The organism is Pseudomonas sp. BYT-1, from assembly GCF_023611805.1.
Taxonomy (GTDB): Bacteria; Pseudomonadota; Gammaproteobacteria; order Pseudomonadales; family Pseudomonadaceae; genus Aquipseudomonas; species Aquipseudomonas guariconensis.
Map to the genome: position 1 here is coordinate 1122867 of NZ_CP072559.1, position 17418 is coordinate 1140284.

A 17418-nucleotide genomic window follows, 5' to 3' on the forward strand; every position below is an offset into this window, starting at 1 on the left:
TTGATGCCCGTCCGTTATCACTACCAGAGGAAGGTTCAGTGACCACTGCTGGCAAATCGATCCTGATGGTCGACGACGACCAGGACATTCGCGAATTGTTGCAGGCGTACCTGAGCCGGTCAGGTTTTCAGGTGCATGCCGAGGCCGATGGCAAAGGCTTTCGCCAGGCGCTGGAGGCCGAGCCCTGCGATCTGGTGATTCTCGATGTGATGCTGCCCGACGAGGATGGCTTCAGCCTGTGTCGTTGGGTGCGTCAGCATCCGCGTCTGGCGCGGGTGCCGATCATCATGCTGACTGCCAGCTCCGATGAAACCGATCGGGTGATCGGCCTGGAGCTGGGTGCCGACGATTACCTGGGCAAACCCTTCAGCCCGCGCGAGTTGCAGGCGCGGATCAAGGCGTTGCTGCGCCGCGCTGAGTTCGGTCAGGCGGCACCCAGTCAGGCGGTGCTGGCCTTCGACGATTGGCGCCTGGATACCATCAGTCATCGCCTGTTCCATCGCGATGGCGAAGAAGTGATTCTCTCCGGCGCCGACTTCGCCTTGCTCAAGCTGTTTCTCGACCATCCGCAGCAGATCCTCGACCGCGACACCATCGGCAATGCCACCCGAGGCCGTGAGCCGATGCCGCTGGACCGCATCGTCGACATGGCGGTCAGCCGCCTGCGCCAGCGGCTACGTGACACGGATAAACCGCCACGGCTGATCCGCACCGTGCGCGGCAGTGGCTACCTGCTGGCGGCCCATGTCTGCCCTGCCTGCTGAGCGGCGTTGGCGCTTGCTGCCGCGCTCGCTGCTCGGGCGCATGTTGTCGTTGACCTTGTTGGTGGTGCTGCTGGCCCAAGGGTTGTCGAGCGTGATCTGGGTCTCCCAACTGCGTGCCAGCCAGCTCCAGGGCCTGCAGGCCAGTGCCCGTAGCCTGGCCCATTCGATGAGCGCCAGTGTCAGCTACTTCCGCTCATTGCCAGTCGCCTATCGGCCGATGGTGCTGGACCAGTTGCGCAGCATGGGTGGCACGCGGTTCTTCGTCTCGCTCAACGACAAGCCGCTGGATATGCCGGTGCTGCCGATCACGCCACGCAAGCAGGCGGTGATCGACGTGTTCCAGTCGGTACTGCACGAGCGGCTGGGGCCGCAGATGGAAATCTCCGTGGAATTCGTCAGCCCCCAGGAGCTGCGCATTTTCAATAGTGGCCTGAAGCTCGACGAGCTGCCGCGCTCCTGGGCGCATTACTCACTGACCCTGGAGCCGCTCAACCCGCCGGTGCTGGTCACCCAGATCCGCCTGGACAAAGACGAGTGGCTGTACATCGCCTCGCTGTTGCCTGAGCCCTACACGAGCCTGGAAACCGAACGCTTGCCGCGTCAGCAGATCGGCTTCATCGCGTTGACCACCGCTTTGCTGTTGCTGTTCATCGGTCTGCTCGTGCATTGGCAGAGCCGCCCGCTCAAGCGTCTGGCACGGGCGGCGCGGGAGATGTCCCTGGGCGCCGATGTCGCGCCAGTCACTGAAGGTGGGGGCAGCGAAGTGGCAGAAGTGGGGCGGGCCTTCAACAGCATGCGCGAGCGCATCAGTCGCTACCTGACTGAGCGCGCGCAGCTGTTCAGCGCCGTTTCCCATGACCTGCGCACGCCTATCACGCGTTTGCGCCTGCGGGTCGAACTGCTCGAGGACGAACAGCTACAGGCCAAGTTCAGTCGTGATCTGGACGAGCTCGAACTGCTGGTCAAAGGGGCATTGCAGTGTGTGAAGGACACCGACATCCACGAGAACATCGAGCCGGTGGACCTCAACCAGGTGCTGGAGATACTCGCCGAGCCCTACTTGGGCGACGGCCGCATCACCCTCGAAGGCCGTGCCCTGGCGCCCTACGCGGGCAAGCCCCTGGCCCTGCGTCGGTGCATTGGTAACCTGATCGACAACGCCATCAAGTATGGCGAACGGGCCCATCTGCGCATTCTCGACAGCGCCACGGGGTTTGTCCTGCAGGTGGATGATCAGGGGCCTGGAGTTCCCGAACAGCGCCTTGAGCAGGTCTTCGAACCGCATTTTCGCCTGGCCGGTCAGCAGCAGGGCTACGGCCTGGGGCTGGGCATCGCGCGCAACATCGCCCATAGCCATGGCGGAGAGGTCAGCCTGCTGAACCTGCGTCAGGGTGGCCTGCGGGTCACTCTCAGCCTGCCGCGCAGCACCGATTGAGCGGCGAATGTCACCGCTTTGTGACATTCGCGCATCCCTTCGTTACCTGGCGGCCTTCGACGGCTGTTTAGACTCCAAGGCAAGCGCAAGCACCACGACTTGCCTCGCATAACAACAAGAAAGGTTCTCCACGATGAATGCGATCACTCGCCTAGCCGCTGTCGTTTCCCTCGCCTCATTCATGCCGCTGACCGCCCTTGCTGCCGAAGCAAAGGGCTCTGTCGAAGTCCTGCATTGGTGGACCTCCGGCGGTGAGGCCGCCGCCGTCAACACCCTCAAGCAGCAGGTCGAAAAAGACGGTTTCACCTGGAAGGACAACGCCGTGGCCGGTGGCGGCGGTGCTGCGGCCATGACCGTGCTCAAGAGCCGCGCCGTGGCCGGCAACCCACCCGCCGCCGCCCAGATCAAGGGCCCGGATATCCAGGAGTGGGGTGCCTTGGGCCTGCTCGCCGAGCTCGACGAGGTGGCCAAGGCCAACCAATGGGACGCACTGCTACCGGCCAAGCTGACCCCTATCTGGAAGTACGATGATCACTATGTAGCCGTGCCGGTGAACATCCACCGGGTCAACTGGCTGTGGGTCAATCCGGTGGTGTTCGAGAAGGCAGGCGCCAAGGTGCCGCATACGCTCGATGAACTGTTCGTCGCCGCCGACAAGCTCAAGGCCGCAGGCTTCCAGCCACTGGCCCATGGCGGCCAGCCTTGGCAGGACAGCACGGTGTTCGAAAGCCTGGTGCTGAGCATCCTGGGGCCTGAGGGCTACCACAAGGCGTTCGTCGAGCTGGACGAACAGACGCTCACCGGCGACAAGATGGTGCAGACCTTCAAGACCTTGCAGCGCCTTGGCACCTATATGGACGCCAACCGCGCCGGCCGAGACTGGAACATCGCTGCCGCCGACGTCATCAACGGCAAGGCCGGCATGCAGATCATGGGTGACTGGGCCAAGAGCGAATGGACCGCCGCCCACAAGGTGGCCGGCAAGGACTACCAGTGCGTGCCATTCCCCGGCACCCAGGGTAGCTTCACCTACAACATCGACTCCCTGGCGATGTTCAAACTCAAGAACGAGCACGATATCGAGGCCCAGAACGACCTGGCCAAGGTCGCGCTGGAGCCGGCCTTCCAGACCGCCTTCAACCAAGCCAAGGGCTCGCTGCCAGTGCGCCAAGGCATGGACATGACGCCGTTCGATGCCTGCACCCAGCAGTCGCAAAAGGACTTCCAGGAGGCCGAGAAAGGCCAGGGGCTGCAACCTAGCATGGCGCACAACATGGCCTCATCGCTGGCGGTGCAGGGGGCCATCTTCGATGTGGTCACCAACTTCCTCAACGACCCCAAGGCAGACCCTGCCAAGGCGGCCAAGCAGCTGGGCGCGGCGATCAAGGCCGCGCAGTAGCACCGCTGGCGGTCTCTCTGACCTTACTGGCCCCTGTGGAGGCGGATAAACCCGCTTCCACAGGACTCGCGCTAGATGCATGTTCTTCGGTACTTCACATGAACACAGCAACCGCAACCCTGCGGGCCTCCCCCCTGGACGCCCTGCAACGCTGGCTCCCGAAACTGGTGCTGGCGCCTAGCATGCTGATTGTCCTGGTGGGCTTTTACGGCTACATCCTCTGGACCTTCGTGCTCTCCTTCACCAACTCCAGCTTCATGCCCAGCTACAAATGGGCCGGGCTGAGCCAGTACGCCAAACTGCTGGCCAACGACCGCTGGTGGGTCGCTAGCAAGAACCTGCTGGTATTCGGTGGCTTGTTCATCGCCATCAGCCTGGTCGTGGGGGTGCTGTTGGCGGTGTTGCTCGATCAGCGCATCCGCCGCGAAGGCGTCATCCGCACGGTCTACCTGTACCCGATGGCGCTGTCGATGATCGTCACCGGTACCGCCTGGAAGTGGCTGCTCAACCCAGGTCTTGGCCTGGACAAACTGCTGCGGGACTGGGGCTGGGAGGGCTTTCGCTTCGACTGGCTGGTGGACCCGGACCGGGTGGTCTATTGCCTGGTGATCGCTGCGGTGTGGCAGGCCTCAGGCTTTGTCATGGCGCTGTTCCTGGCCGGCCTGCGTGGGGTCGACCCGTCGATCATCCGGGCTGCCCAGGTCGATGGCGCGAGCCTGCCGAGGATCTATTTGCGCATCGTGCTGCCGAGCCTGCGGCCGGTGTTCTTCAGTGCCTTGATGATCCTGGCGCACATCGCCATCAAGAGCTTCGACCTGGTGGCCGCAATGACTGCTGGCGGCCCGGGCTACGCCTCCGACCTGCCGGCGATGTTCATGTACAACTTCACCTTCAGCCGTGGGCAGATGGGCATGGGCTCGGCCAGTGCGATCCTCATGCTCGGCGCCATTCTGGCGATCCTGGTGCCCTACCTGTATTCGGAACTGAGGACCAAGCGCCATGACTAGTCCACGTTGGTTCTCCCCCAGCCGCCTGGCCATCCATGCCACTTTGCTGGCTGCCTGTGCGCTGTACCTGATGCCGCTGGTGGTGATGCTGCTGACCAGCTTCAAATCGCCGGAAGACATCCGCGCAGGCAACCTGCTGAGCTGGCCGGAAGTGATCACTGGGATCGGCTGGATCAAGGCCTGGGACACGGTCGGAGGCTACTTCTGGAACTCGGTGAAGATCACCGTGCCAGCCGTGCTGATATCCACCTTGATGGGCGCCTTGAACGGCTATGTGCTGTCGATGTGGCGCTTCCGGGGTTCGCAGCTGTTCTTCGGCCTGCTGTTGTTCGGTTGCTTCCTGCCGTTCCAGACCGTCTTGCTGCCGGCCTCGTTCACCCTCGGCAAGCTTGGCCTTGCCAGCACCACCACAGGACTGGTGCTGGTGCATATCGTGTACGGGCTGGCCTTCACCACGCTGTTCTTTCGTAATTACTACTGCAGCGTGCCCGAGGCCCTGGTACGTGCGGCGCGGCTGGATGGCGCGGGGTTCTTCACGATCTTCGGGCGGATCCTGCTGCCGATGTCGGTGCCGATCATCATGGTCTGCCTGATCTGGCAGTTCACTCAGATCTGGAACGACTTTCTCTTTGGTGTGGTGTTCGCCAGCGGCGACGCCCAGCCCATCACCGTGGCCCTGAACAACCTGGTCAACACCAGCACCGGGGTCAAGGAATACAACGTCGACATGGCGGCGGCAATGATCGCGGGGCTTCCGACCCTGCTGGTCTATGTGCTGGCCGGCAAATATTTCCTGCGCGGCCTGACCGCCGGCGCGGTCAAGGGGTGACACATGGCACGGCTCGAACTTCGCAACGTCAACAAGCGCTACGGCAGCGGCCTGCCCGATACCCTCAAGGCCATTGACCTGGGTATCGAGTCCGGTGAGTTCCTGATTCTGGTCGGCCCATCAGGGTGCGGAAAGTCGACCTTGATGAACTGCATCGCCGGGTTGGAGGACATCAGTGGCGGCGAAATCCTCGTCGACGGCACCGACATTAGCGGCATGAGCCCCAAGGATCGGGACATCGCCATGGTGTTCCAGTCCTATGCGCTGTACCCGACCATGAACGTGCGCGACAACATCGCCTTCGGGCTGAAGATCCGCAAAATGCCTCAGGCGGCGATCGACGACGAGGTGGCGCGGGTGGCCAAGCTACTGCAGATCGAACACCTGCTCACGCGCAAGCCAGGCCAGCTTTCCGGCGGCCAGCAGCAGCGGGTGGCCATGGGCCGGGCCTTGGCGCGGCGGCCGAAGATCTACCTGTTCGACGAGCCGTTGTCGAACCTCGACGCCAAGCTGCGGGTGGAGATGCGCACCGAAATCAAGCTGATGCACCAGCGTCTGAAAACCACCACCGTGTACGTCACCCATGACCAGATCGAGGCCATGACCCTGGGTGACAAGGTGGCGGTAATGAAGGACGGCGTCATCCAGCAGTTCGGCACCCCGCAGCAGATCTACAACGACCCGGCCAACCAGTTCGTCGCCAGCTTCATCGGCTCACCGCCAATGAACTTCATCCCGGCGCGCCTGACGAAACAACAAGGGCGCCTGGTGGCGTTGCTCGACAGCGGGCAGGCCCGTTGCGAGTTGCCCGTCGGGCATCTGTCGGACGAACTCGAAGGGTGCGAAGTGGTGCTAGGCATTCGCCCCGAGCAGATCGGCGTGGGCGCGGGCGAGGGCATGCATGGCATCCGCGCCGAGGTGCAGGTGACTGAGCCCACCGGGCCGGACCTGCTGGTGTTCGTCACCCTCAACCAGGTCAAGGTTTGCTGCCGGCTGGCGCCGGATGTCGCCTGCCGTGTGGGAGACAGCCTGCAGCTGCAGTTCGATCCTTCGCGGGTGCTGCTGTTCGATGCTGCCAGCGGGGAGCGCCTGGGGCAGGTTGCCCCTACGCCGGTCGCTGGGGGCAATGTGGCGCGTTTCAAAGGGCGCTGAGTCGTCTAAACCATCAATAACAAGAAAAGTGAGGAACAAGGGATGGACCATCGCAAACGCATCAGGACGCTGGGCTCGCTGGCGGTGCTGACCTTTGTCGGCAGTGGTGGGGCACACGCGGCCGAGGCCTTCTCGGCGGATTCGAAATGGATGACCGGGGACTGGGGCGGCACCCGAACCGAGCTATTGGAAAAAGGCTACGACTTCACCCTCGATTATGTCGGCGAGGTGGCCGGCAACCTGCACGGCGGCTACAACGACGACAAGACTGCCCGTTACAGCGACCAGTTCGCCCTGGGCGCGCACCTGGATCTTCAGAAGATCCTTGGCTGGCACGACGCCGAATTCAAGCTGGCAATCACCGAACGAAGTGGTCGCAACCTGTCCAACGACCGCATCAGTGACCCGCGCGCTGGGCAGTTCAGCTCGGTCCAGGAAGTCTGGGGCCGTGGCCAGACCTGGCGGCTGACGCAGATGTGGATCAAGCAGAAGTACTTCGATGGCGCCCTGGATGTGAAATTCGGGCGCTTCGGTGAGGGCGAGGACTTCAACAGCTTCCCCTGCGACTTCCAGAACTTGGCCTTCTGCGGCTCCCAGGTGGGCAACTGGGTGGGCGGTATCTGGTACAACTGGCCGGTCAGCCAGTGGGCGCTGCGGGTCAAGTACAACATCAACCCGGAGTTCTTCGTGCAGGTGGGGGCCTTCGAGCAAAATCCGTCGAACCTTGAGACCGGCAACGGCTTCAAACTCAGCGGCAGCGGCACCAAGGGCGCGATCCTGCCGGTGGAGATGGTCTGGTCGCCCAAGGTCAACGGCCTGCCGGGTGAATACCGCCTGGGCTACTACTACAGCACCGCCAAGGCTGACGATGTCTATGAGGACGTCAACGGCCAGCCCCAGGGCATCACCGGCAATGACTTCAAATCCCACTCCAGCAAGCACGGCTGGTGGGTCGTGGCCCAGCAGCAGGTGACGGCGCACCAGGGTGATGTCAACCGGGGCCTGAGCCTGTTCGCCAATTTCACCGTGCACGACAAGGCTACCAACGTCGTCGACAACTACCAGCAGATAGGCATGGTCTACAAAGGCCCCTTCGATGCCCGGCCCAAGGACGACATTGGCTTTGGCATCGCGCGGATCCATGTCAATGATGACGTCAAGAAGCGCGCCGAGCAGCTCAATGCCAGCAGTGGTATCGACGATTACGACAATCCGGGCTTCGTGCCGCTGCAGCGCACCGAATACAACGCCGAGCTCTACTATGGCTTTCACGTCACCAACTGGCTGACCGTGCGGCCGAACCTGCAGTACATCAAGAGCCCTGGGGGAGTGGATGAGGTCGACAATGCGCTGGTCGCAGGATTGAAGATTCAGTCGTCATTCTGAGAAAAATTGTTGTAAATTTACGCCATCCATTTCCCGGCCACTTCATTTCCACTGGATCTCGGTGGAAATGAAGCCCGCGCCGAGACAGCGCTATCTCAAACAACAAGAGCTTGGAACCATGCCCGAACATCCGCTACATCGCTTCTTTGGCGCGCAGAGGCCCAGGCCGACGTTCGAGTGGGAGCGTTACCAGCAGCGCGATGTGTTGATTATCGATCACCCCCGTTGCCAGGCCGTATTCAGTCGCCAGGGCGCGCAGCTGGTGCATTTTCAGCCTGCCGGCGAACGTCCGTGGCTATGGTGTGCCGAGCAGTGGCCGCTGGCCGGGGCGATCCGAGGTGGCGTGCCGGTTTGCTGGCCTTGGTATGGACGTCATCCCAGCGAAGATTTGTGGCCGTCCCATGGTTGGGCGCGCCTGCTCGACTGGAAGCTGGTCGAGAGCCAGGAGGACGAGGAGGGCGTGACCCTTACCTGGCGCCTGCAGCTGTGCGACTGGCAAGTGGACCTGCACGCGCGCTTGGGCAGCGGCATGGAACTGAGCCTGACCACCGAGCACCAGGACAGCGAACCTTGCCAGTTGAGTCATGCGCTGCTGGCTTATTGGCGTATCAGTGACGTGTCTGAGATAGCGCTGTCTGGGCTTGAGGACATCGAAGGCTATGACCGCCTCAACCGCCAGGCGTGCCGCGAGGACGGTGCGCTCAAGGTCAAGGGCGGTTGCCAGAAGGTTTATCCGGGTACGCCCCGGGTGCAGCTGCAGGACCCTGCGTGGGAGCGTGAACTGTGCATCGACAGCGGGGATTCCGACGACACAGTGGTCTGGCACCCGGGCAAGCGCCCGCTGGTGGGCGTCAGCGGCCGCGAGTGTCAGCGGTTTGTCTGCGTCGAGATCGCCAGCGGCAGCGGCGAGGGCTTGAGCCTGGCGCCGGGGCAGCAGGCTCACCTGAGCTTGCAGGCACACCGGCTCAGTTGAGCTCGTCGTCCTCGATCGGGTAACGGCTGGCGTTGAGGCTTTCCTTGATCTTGCGCAGGTGCGGTTGGAAGTCCACGCCGCGGCGCAGGGTCATGCCGGTGGCCAGCACATCGAGCACGGTGAGTTGGATGATCCGCGAGGTCATTGGCATGTAGATGTCGGTGTCCTCCGGCAATGGGATGTGCAGGCTCAGGCTGCAGGCCTTGGCCAGGGGCGAGCCGGCGGCGGTCAGGCCAAGGACGGAGGCGCCGTTTTCACGCGCCACGCGGGCCACCTCCACCAGTTCGCGGGTGCGACCGGTGTAGGAGATGATCACGAACAAATCGCCGGTATGCGCGACCGAGGCCAGCATGCGTTGCATGAGCACGTCGGCATGGGCCGACACCGCCAGGTTGAAGCGGAAGAACTTGTGCTGGGCGTCGAGGGCCACGGGGGCCGAGGCGCCCAGGCCGAAGAAGTGGATTTGCCGAGCCTGGATCATCATGTCCACGGCGCGGCTGACCTGTTGCGGGTCTAGCGCCTGGCAGGCGCTGTCGAGCGATGCGATGGCGCTGCCGAAGATCTTCTGGGTGTAGGCGGCCGGGTCATCGTCGGCCTCCACCGCGCGGCTGACGTAAGCGGCGCCGCTGGCCAGGCTCTGGGCCAGCTGGAGCTTGAGTTCGGGGTAGCCACTGACACCGAAGGAGCGGCAGAAACGGTTGACCGTCGGTTCGCTGACCTTGGCGGCCTGGGCAAGCGCGGCGATGCTGAAGCGGGTGGCTTGTTGCGGGTTGAGCAGGATGACTTCGGCGACTTTGCGTTCGGCCTTGTTCAGCTCGTCGAGGCGTCCCTGGATCTGCTCCAGGAGGTTTCTCACGCGGTCCATGGTGTGTCCTTGGGTCGGGAAGACAGCCGGCTGATGGAACAGCGGGCTTTTTGCACGGTGTCTATCGTACTGTCGGCGAGGTTGCCGCACCACTTGTCTGTCACAGTTGTAGGGTAATGTTGTGGTTTTTACTACATTACCCCTTGAAAACCGCGGTTGAAAACGATATTCCTAGGCCAACTTTAGGAAAGAACCAACATCATGGCTGCGATCAGTGTAGAACCTTGCACCTTTGCCCTGTTTGGCGCCCTTGGCGACCTGGCACTGCGCAAGCTGTTTCCCGCGCTTTATCAGCTCGACCGCGCCGGCTTGCTGCACGCCGATTCGCGCCTGCAGGCCCTGGCCCGTGAAGCCGGCGATGGCGAGCAGCACCTGGCGACCATCGAGGCGCACCTGCGCCGCTTCGTGCCGGAGGCGGACATCGAGCCCGGTGCGCTGGGGCGTTTCCTCGCCCGCCTGAGCTACGTGCGCCTGGACTTCCTCCAGGCCGATGGCTACCAGGCGCTGGCCGAACAGGTGGCCGCAGACCTGCCTTTGATCGCCTATTTCGCCACGCCCGCCTCGGTGTACGGCGCGATCTGCGAGAACCTGGACAAAGCCGGCCTGGCCGCCCGTACTCGGGTCGTGCTGGAAAAGCCCATCGGTCACGACTTGGAGTCGTCCCGTCGGGTCAACGATGCCGTGGCGCGGTTCTTCCCGGAAAGTCGGGTCTATCGTATCGATCACTACCTGGGCAAGGAGACGGTGCAGAACCTCATCGCACTGCGTTTTGCCAACAGCCTGTTCGAAACCCAGTGGAACCAGAACTCTATCTCCCACGTGGAAATCACCGTGGCTGAAAAGGTGGGGATCGAAGGGCGCTGGGGCTATTTCGACAAGGCCGGCCAGCTGCGCGACATGATCCAGAACCACCTGTTGCAGCTGCTGTGCCTGATTGCCATGGACCCGCCCAGCGATTTGTCCGCCGACAGCATCCGCAACGAAAAGGTGAAGGTGCTCAAAGCCCTGGCGCCAATCACCGGCGAAGCCCTGAGCACCCGGGTGGTGCGCGGCCAGTACATTGCCGGCTACAGCGATGGTGCACCGGTGCCGGGCTACCTGGAAGAAGACAACGCCAATGCTCAGAGCGACACCGAGACCTTCGTCGCCCTGCGTGCCGACATCCGCAATTGGCGCTGGTCCGGCGTGCCGTTCTACCTGCGTACCGGCAAGCGTATGCCGCAAAAGCTGTCGCAGATCGTCATCCACTTCAAGGAAACGCCGCACTACATCTTCGCCCCCGAGCAGCGTTTGCAGATCGGTAACAAGCTGATCATCCGCCTGCAGCCGGACGAAGGCATTTCTTTGCGGGTCATGACCAAGGAGCAAGGCCTGGACAAAGGCATGCAACTGCGTAGCGGGCCCTTGCAACTGAATTTCTCCGACACCTGGCGCAGCGCGCGCATCCCGGATGCCTATGAGCGTCTGTTGTTGGAAGTGATGCGCGGCAACCAGAACCTGTTCGTGCGCAAAGATGAAATCGAATATGCCTGGACGTGGTGCGATCAGCTGATTGCCGGCTGGAAGAACGCTGGCGACGCACCCAAGCCTTATGCGGCGGGGTCCTGGGGGCCGATGAGCTCCATCGCACTGATCACACGTGATGGGAGGGCGTGGTATGGCGATATCTGAACTGCAACTGCCGGCGAGCGTAACGATGCATTCGCTGGCTGATGGCAAGGCCTTGGCGGCGACATTGGCCCATGATGTGGCCGAGCGCCTGCGCCAGGCCATTGTCGATAAGGGGCAGGCGTGCCTGGTCCTGTCGGGTGGCCGCAGCCCGGTCCCCTTCCTGGAGAAGCTCGCAGGCGAAGCGCTGGACTGGTCGAAGGTCACGGTCAGCCTGGCCGACGAGCGCTGGGTACCGGTCGAGCATGCCGACAGCAATGCCGGATTGCTGGTGCGTCACCTGTTCAAGGGCCCGGCCGCCAAGGCTCGCTTCGTGGGCTTGTATCACTGTGCCGAGAGTCTCGATGCCGCCGCTGTCCTGGCCGACCAGGCCCTGGCTGCGTTGCCCCCCATCGATGTGCTGGTGCTGGGCATGGGCGATGACGGTCACACGGCCTCGTTGTTCCCGGCCAGCCCCAACCTGCCTGAAGGCCTGGACCTGCGAAGCACGCACCGCTGCCTGCCGATGCTGGCACCGAGTGTGCCGCGCCAGCGCCTGAGCATGACCCGAGCCCTGTTGGCCAGCGCCGGTTTCACCGCGCTGTCTGTGCAAGGCCTGGGCAAACTCGCTACCCTGCGCGCCGCATTAGCGGCCGCTGACCCAACCGAAATGCCGATTCGCGCCTTTCTTCACGACCCCCTGGACATCTACTGGTGCCCATGAGCCAAGGATCCACTCTCATGACCACGCTCGAACGCCAACAGCCTCTGCTCTCGATGGCCGAGAAAGCCGCCCGGATCGACGCGATCTGCGGCAAGGCGCGCATTCTGCCGGTGATCACCATCGCCCGTGAGCAAGACATCCTGCCCCTGGCCGACGCCCTGGCCGCCGGCGGCATCCGTACCCTGGAGGTGACCCTGCGTTCCGAGCATGGCCTCAAGGCCATTCGTGTGCTGCGCGAGCAGCGCCCGGAGCTGTGCGTCGGTGCCGGGACCGTGCTGGACCGCACCATGTTCGCCGCGGTCGAGGCCGCCGGCGCGCAGTTCGTGGTCACCCCAGGGGTGACCCAGGACATCCTCCAGGCCGGCGTCGAAAGCGATATCCCGCTGTTGCCCGGTATTAGCACACCGTCGGAAATCATGATGGGCTATGCCCTGGGCTACCGTCGCTTCAAGCTGTTCCCCGCCGAAATCAGCGGCGGCGTGGCGGCGATCAAGGCCTTCGCCGGCCCGTTCGGCGACATCCGCTTCTGCCCCACCGGTGGCGTCAACCCGGCCAACGTGCGCAACTACATGGCCCAGCCCAACGTGATGTGCGTGGGCGGGACCTGGATGCTCGACAGCAGCTGGATCAAGAACGGCGACTGGGCACGGATCGAGGCCTGCAGTGCCGAGGCGATGGCGCTGCTGGACTGAAAACGAATTTGTTGTGTGCTACAACGCTTGTGGGGCGCCTGATTGGCGCCCTTTTTTTGCCTGGGTTTTCTGTTGCCTGGGCTGGCCCGTTTGCAGGTAGACCTGGTTCCCAAGGATCACCGGCAACCCTCTGAGAGCGGATTTATCCGCGAAAAGGGCAGGGCAAAAAAAAGCCCGCGTCCAGGACGCGGGCTTGTCAGGTAGGGCTGACGTTTACGCCGCCTTGGCTGCCTGCTGGCTCAGCGAACGGTTCAGTGCGCTGAACAGCGCCTTGAAGCTGGCGGTGGTGATGTTCTCGTCGATCCCCACGCCATGTACCGGACGACCACCGGCCACGCGCAATTCAATATAGGCCGCAGCCTTGGCATTGGTGCCGGCACCGATGGCGTGTTCGTTGTAGTCCATGATTTCCACGCTGATGGGCAGGCCGGCGACCAGCGCTTCCAGCGCGCCGTTGCCTTTACCGCGCCAGTGCAGGGTGGTTTCGCCTTCGCCGGCGACTTCCACTTCCACGGCGCTGTGGCCGTTCTCTTCCTGCAGACGATGGCTGACCAGTGCATAGGGCGTGTTGGCCTGGAGGTATTCCTTGTGCAGCAGGCTGTAAATCTGCTGAGCAGTCATCTCCAGGCCCAGGCGGTCGGTCTCGCCCTGTACCACCTGGCTGAACTCGATCTGCATGCGACGTGGCAGGCTGATGCCGTACTCCTGCTCGAGCAGGTAGGTGATGCCGCCTTTGCCGGACTGGCTGTTGACGCGGATCACCGCCTCGTAGCTGCGGCCGATGTCGGCCGGGTCGATCGGCAGGTAAGGCACTTCCCAGAGTGCGTCTTCCTTCTGCTTGGCGAAGCCCTTGCGGATGGCGTCCTGGTGCGAGCCGGAGAATGCGGTGTGGACCAGATCGCCCACGTACGGGTGACGTGGGTGCACAGGCAGCTGGTTGCACTCCTCGACGACCTTGCGTACGCCGTCGATGTCGGAGAAGTCCAGTTTGGGGTCGACGCCCTGGGTGTAGAGGTTCAGGGCCAGGGTCACCAGGTCGACGTTGCCGGTACGCTCGCCGTTGCCGAACAGGCAGCCTTCGGCGCGGTCGGCGCCGGCCATCAGGCCCAGTTCGGTGGCTGCGATGCCAGTGCCGCGGTCGTTGTGGGTGTGCAGGCTGATGATCACGCTGTCGCGGCGGTTGACGTTGCGGCAGAACCATTCGATCTGGTCGGCATAGACGTTGGGCGTCGACACTTCGACGGTGGCCGGCAGGTTGAGGATGATCTTGTGTTCAGGGGTCGGGTTCCATACCTCGATCACCGCGTCGCAGACCTCCTTGGCGAACTCCATCTCGGTGGCGCTGAAGGTTTCCGGCGAGTACTGGAACGTCCACTGGGTTTCCGGCTGCTGAGCGGCATACTTGACGAACAGCTTGGCGGCATTCACCGCGATGTCCTTCACGCCCTGCTTGTCCTGGTTGAAGACGATGCGGCGGAACGACGGCGAGGTGGCGTTGTACAGGTGGACGATGGCTTTCTTGGCGCCACGCAGGGATTCGAAAGTACGCGCGATCAAGTCTTCACGGGCCTGGGTGAGCACCTGGATGGTGGTGTCGTCCGGGATGTGGCCGTCTTCGATCAGGGTGCGCACGAAGTCGAAGTCGGTTTGCGAGGCGGACGGGAACGAGGCTTCGATTTCCTTCACGCCGACCTGCACCAAGGTCTTCCAGAAACGCAGTTTCTTCTCCGAATCCATCGGTTCGATCAGCGACTGGTTGCCGTCACGCAAGTCGGAGCTGCACCAGATCGGCGCCTGGGTGATGGTCTTCGACGGCCAGGTACGGTCCGGCAGATCGATGGTCGGGAAGGCGCGGTATTTCTTCGAAGGGTCTTTGAGCATGGTCATGGAAGCAATCCTTTTATGTGCGGCCGAGATCGGGCCTGCCGAGCGATAACGAGATGAAGAGGCGAGGCGACGCGATCAGCCTGGTAGTCGGGCGCTGACCAGGCAGAGGCTGCGATGTTGTCGGAGCAGGATGAGGGTGCTGAAGGTTTTCATGCCTCAACCCTAACCAGTGACCGGTGGGATGGCAAGCATTCGGAAAAAATTGAGAGGAATGCTTAAAAAAAGCGCTTGTGCGAGATTTTATGGCTGATATCGAACGGCGACTTCGGTATTTTTGCGCGCTATTTTTTGATGGCGCAACTCAAAGGAAAGGTTGTTGGCGGTGTGAGCCTTTTCGCGGGTAAACCCGCCGCCACAGGGTTCTGTGAACGCCTCCAATACAGCGTCGGCCTTGTGGGTGCGGGTTCACTCGCGAAGTCGGTACGCCTGGATCAGGGCTGAAACGCCCCGATGAAAATTGCCGGATCCACCCGCGCGTCGTTGAGACTGACGTTCCAGTGCATATGCGGCCCGGTCGCCCGGCCTGTGGCGCCCACGCGGCCGACCACATCGCCGCGACGCAGCGTCTGGCCAGGTTTCACATCGATCTTGGACATGTGGCAGAACATGCTGATGAAGCCCTGTCCGTGATCGACGAACACGGTACGGCCATTGAAGAAGTAATCCCCCACCAAGATCACCTTGCCATTGGCCGGGGTCTTGATAGGCGTACCGGCGGGCACGGCGAAGTCCAGGCCGGCATGGGGGTTGCGCTCCTCTCCGTTGAAGAAGCGACGCACGCCGAACTTGCTCGACAGTGGCCCGCTGACCGGTTTGTCGAGGATCAGGTTGCTCGGCAGGGCAGGGCTGAAGCTGCGGTAGGCCTTGATCTGTTCGGCCAGCTCGCGCTCGATGCGCTGGAGGTCGGCGGGGTCAGGATTGACCTGGCGCTTGTTCTTCAACGTGATGTGTTGCTCGGGGTACTTCTTGCTGCCGACCGTGAAGGGCAGGGTACGCGAACCTTGGGTGAGCACCGCGGTGCCGGGCTTCTGGGTCAGAGGAATGCCGACGATGGCCAGCCAGTTGCCCTGCTCCTGGACCACCAGCACCGGCTTGCCATCGAAGCGTGCGCTGGGTGCCGAGGGGGCAGGGCCCAGGTCGACCACCGCCACGCCTCCGGGCACCGGCTTGTTCAGCTGGCGCGTGATGTAGCTGGCCTGGGCGTGGGTACCGAGCAACAGCAAGAAGAAGGCGAGCAGAGGGGCGAGCAGGCGGGGCATGTGTCAGTCCAGTAGCGAGAGGGTGACCGGAGTCTGGTGGTTGTCCTCGACCCGCACCTTGAGCTCGCCTTCGTTCAGGCGGGCGGTCAGGCGCTGGCCGTTGTGGGTCTGGGCGGCGCTGCGGATGGCCTGGCCGCGCTCGTCGAGCAGAATGCTGTAGCCGCGGGCCAGGGTCGCCAGGGGGCTGACCACGTGCAAGGTCTGCAACTGGGCCTGGAAGCGTTGCCGACGATCCTTGAGCACTTCGCGCATAGCCCGCGGGAGGCGTTCGGCGAGGCTGTCCAGGCGCTGGCCAAGCAGTTTAAGCGCGCGCCCCGGATGTTGCGCGGCCAGGCGGGTGTCCAGACGGCCCAGGCGCTCGTGGCGCTGGTTCATGTTGAGCATGAAGGCGCGGCGCAGGCGCATATCCAGGTCATCCAGGCGCTGTGCCTGTTGGCGCAAGCGCTCGCCAGGGTGGCGCAGGCGGCGGGCCAGGCCATCCAGGCGCAGGTGATCATGAGCCAGGCGGTTTTTCATGCGTAGCAACAGGCGCCGCTGCAGGCTGTCCAGGCGCTGTTGCAGACCGCTGCTGTCCGGCGCCAGCAATTCGGCGGCGGCCGATGGGGTCGGCGCGCGCACATCGGCGACGAAGTCGCTGATCGACACATCGGTCTCATGGCCCACGGCGCTGACGATGGGCGTCACGCACGCGGCCACGGCGCGGGCGACGGCCTCTTCATTGAAGCACCAGAGGTCTTCCAGCGAACCCCCGCCGCGAGCCAGGATCAACGCATCGAAGCCCATGCTGTCGGCCAGGCGCAGGGCATGGACAATCTGGGCGATGGCCTCCCGACCCTGTACTGCGGTGGGGATCAGGTTCAGTTCCACTTGGGGGGCGCGGCGGCGGAACACGCTGATGATGTCGCGGATCACTGCGCCGGTGGGGGAGGTGATGATGCCGATGCGGCGCGGGTGGGCCGGCAGAGGTTGCTTGCGTTCGGCACTGAACAGGCCTTCGGCACCGAGCTTTTCCTTCAAGGCTTCGAAGGCCAGGCGCAGGGCGCCATCGCCGGCGGGCTCGACCGTGTCGAGGATCAGTTGGTAGTCGCCGCGCCCCTCGAACAACGACACCTTGCCGCGCACCCTGACCGCCAGGCCATCGCGCAGGGCCTGGCGCACGCGCGCGGCATTCTGCCGGAACAGCGCGCAGCGTACCTGGGCGCCGCTGTCCTTGAGGGTGAAGTACATGTGCCCGGAGGCCGGGCGGGCGAGGTTGGATATCTCGCCTTCCACCCAGACACTGCGGAACACATCCTCGAGCAGCACGCGCGCGCGGCCGTTGAGCTGGCTGACGGTGAGGACCTCGCGGTCCAGGCCGAGTCGTTCGAAGGGGTCTTTGATCATGGCCGGCATCATAAAG

General features: G+C 63.3%; 15 protein-coding genes. 11 read left to right on the plus strand and 4 right to left on the minus strand.

Annotation, left to right across the window (positions count from 1 at the left end; translation table 11 throughout):
- Window positions 1–65: 65 nt before the first annotated feature.
- The 8 genes from gltR to J5X93_RS05140 all read left to right on the plus strand — a co-directional run bounded on the left by gltR (window position 66) and on the right by J5X93_RS05140 (window position 8945).
- A complete protein-coding gene (gene gltR / locus J5X93_RS05105) occupies window positions 66–764 on the plus strand; it encodes a two-component system response regulator GltR (protein WP_232111710.1) in 699 nt (232 codons plus the stop codon).
- Window positions 745–2199 carry an ATP-binding protein gene (locus J5X93_RS05110; protein WP_102082406.1) on the plus strand — a complete coding sequence of 485 codons (1455 nt, stop codon included), beginning with the start codon at window positions 745–747 and terminating at the stop codon, window positions 2197–2199. Before gltR ends, J5X93_RS05110 begins: the two co-directional genes overlap by 20 nt.
- Window positions 2200–2332: 133 nt before the next feature.
- Entirely contained in the window at window positions 2333–3598 is a 1266-nt protein-coding gene (locus J5X93_RS05115; RefSeq protein WP_182817282.1) for an ABC transporter substrate-binding protein, read from the plus strand.
- Window positions 3599–3696: 98 nt separating this feature from the next.
- A complete protein-coding gene (locus J5X93_RS05120) occupies window positions 3697–4605 on the plus strand; it encodes a carbohydrate ABC transporter permease (protein ID WP_043210655.1) in 909 nt (302 codons plus the stop codon).
- Window positions 4598–5434 (plus strand): carbohydrate ABC transporter permease, encoded by an 837-nt coding sequence (locus tag J5X93_RS05125; RefSeq protein WP_250034514.1) that lies wholly within the window; start codon window positions 4598–4600, stop codon window positions 5432–5434. Before J5X93_RS05120 ends, J5X93_RS05125 begins: the two co-directional genes overlap by 8 nt.
- 3 nt (window positions 5435–5437) lie before the next feature.
- Entirely contained in the window at window positions 5438–6586 is a 1149-nt protein-coding gene (locus J5X93_RS05130; RefSeq protein ID WP_182817284.1) for an ABC transporter ATP-binding protein, read from the plus strand.
- Window positions 6587–6628: 42 nt separating this feature from the next.
- A complete protein-coding gene (locus J5X93_RS05135) occupies window positions 6629–7972 on the plus strand; it encodes a carbohydrate porin (protein ID WP_182817286.1) in 1344 nt (447 codons plus the stop codon).
- A 118-nt stretch (window positions 7973–8090) separates the two neighbouring features.
- Window positions 8091–8945 (plus strand): D-hexose-6-phosphate mutarotase, encoded by an 855-nt coding sequence (locus J5X93_RS05140; protein WP_043210647.1) that lies wholly within the window; start codon window positions 8091–8093, stop codon window positions 8943–8945.
- On the opposite strand, the gene hexR is transcribed toward J5X93_RS05140, so the two are convergent.
- On the minus strand, window positions 8938–9801 hold the full coding sequence (gene hexR / locus J5X93_RS05145) for a DNA-binding transcriptional regulator HexR (RefSeq protein ID WP_178113806.1): 864 nt from the start codon (window positions 9799–9801) through the stop codon (window positions 8938–8940). The genes J5X93_RS05140 and hexR overlap by 8 nt on opposite strands.
- Before the next feature lie 210 nt (window positions 9802–10011).
- Here hexR and zwf point away from each other — a divergent pair, with 210 nt between their 5' ends.
- The 3 genes from zwf to J5X93_RS05160 are packed head-to-tail and all read left to right on the plus strand — an operon-like array spanning window position 10012 to window position 12873.
- A complete protein-coding gene (gene zwf, locus J5X93_RS05150) occupies window positions 10012–11481 on the plus strand; it encodes a glucose-6-phosphate dehydrogenase (RefSeq protein WP_250034516.1) in 1470 nt (489 codons plus the stop codon).
- Entirely contained in the window at window positions 11468–12181 is a 714-nt protein-coding gene (pgl, locus tag J5X93_RS05155) for a 6-phosphogluconolactonase (RefSeq protein ID WP_102082411.1), read from the plus strand. The genes zwf and pgl overlap by 14 nt, the downstream gene beginning before the upstream one ends.
- 17 nt (window positions 12182–12198) lie before the next feature.
- Window positions 12199–12873, plus strand: a complete 675-nt coding sequence (locus J5X93_RS05160; RefSeq protein WP_196167670.1) for a bifunctional 4-hydroxy-2-oxoglutarate aldolase/2-dehydro-3-deoxy-phosphogluconate aldolase — start codon at window positions 12199–12201, stop codon at window positions 12871–12873.
- A gap of 213 nt (window positions 12874–13086) precedes the next feature.
- Here the strand turns inward: J5X93_RS05160 and leuA are convergent, their stop codons facing one another.
- From leuA to xseA, 3 genes are all read right to left on the minus strand, one after another.
- Window positions 13087–14760, minus strand: a complete 1674-nt coding sequence (leuA, locus tag J5X93_RS05165) for a 2-isopropylmalate synthase (RefSeq protein ID WP_250034520.1) — start codon at window positions 14758–14760, stop codon at window positions 13087–13089.
- Between the two features lie 431 nt (window positions 14761–15191).
- Window positions 15192–16019: a M23 family metallopeptidase gene (locus J5X93_RS05170; protein WP_250034522.1), complete on the minus strand. Its 828-nt coding sequence runs from the start codon at window positions 16017–16019 to the stop codon at window positions 15192–15194.
- Window positions 16020–16022: 3 nt separating this feature from the next.
- On the minus strand, window positions 16023–17402 hold the full coding sequence (xseA, locus tag J5X93_RS05175) for an exodeoxyribonuclease VII large subunit (RefSeq protein WP_102082424.1): 1380 nt from the start codon (window positions 17400–17402) through the stop codon (window positions 16023–16025).
- Window positions 17403–17418 lie beyond the last annotated feature (16 nt).

Coding starts and splice junctions, on each gene's coding strand:
- J5X93_RS05110 (WP_102082406.1), top strand. CDS start 745: ATGTCTGCCCTGCCTGCTGAGCGGCGTTGGCGCTTGCTGCCGCGCTCG.
- zwf (WP_250034516.1), top strand. CDS start 10,012: ATGGCTGCGATCAGTGTAGAACCTTGCACCTTTGCCCTGTTTGGCGCC.
- J5X93_RS05135 (WP_182817286.1), top strand. CDS start 6,629: ATGGACCATCGCAAACGCATCAGGACGCTGGGCTCGCTGGCGGTGCTG.
- J5X93_RS05160 (WP_196167670.1), top strand. CDS start 12,199: ATGACCACGCTCGAACGCCAACAGCCTCTGCTCTCGATGGCCGAGAAA.
- leuA (WP_250034520.1), bottom strand. CDS start 14,760: ATGACCATGCTCAAAGACCCTTCGAAGAAATACCGCGCCTTCCCGACC.
- xseA (WP_102082424.1), bottom strand. CDS start 17,402: ATGATCAAAGACCCCTTCGAACGACTCGGCCTGGACCGCGAGGTCCTC.
- J5X93_RS05130 (WP_182817284.1), top strand. CDS start 5,438: ATGGCACGGCTCGAACTTCGCAACGTCAACAAGCGCTACGGCAGCGGC.
- J5X93_RS05140 (WP_043210647.1), top strand. CDS start 8,091: ATGCCCGAACATCCGCTACATCGCTTCTTTGGCGCGCAGAGGCCCAGG.
- J5X93_RS05125 (WP_250034514.1), top strand. CDS start 4,598: ATGACTAGTCCACGTTGGTTCTCCCCCAGCCGCCTGGCCATCCATGCC.
- J5X93_RS05115 (WP_182817282.1), top strand. CDS start 2,333: ATGAATGCGATCACTCGCCTAGCCGCTGTCGTTTCCCTCGCCTCATTC.
- J5X93_RS05170 (WP_250034522.1), bottom strand. CDS start 16,019: ATGCCCCGCCTGCTCGCCCCTCTGCTCGCCTTCTTCTTGCTGTTGCTC.
- gltR (WP_232111710.1), top strand. CDS start 66: ATGGTCGACGACGACCAGGACATTCGCGAATTGTTGCAGGCGTACCTG.
- J5X93_RS05120 (WP_043210655.1), top strand. CDS start 3,697: ATGAACACAGCAACCGCAACCCTGCGGGCCTCCCCCCTGGACGCCCTG.
- pgl (WP_102082411.1), top strand. CDS start 11,468: ATGGCGATATCTGAACTGCAACTGCCGGCGAGCGTAACGATGCATTCG.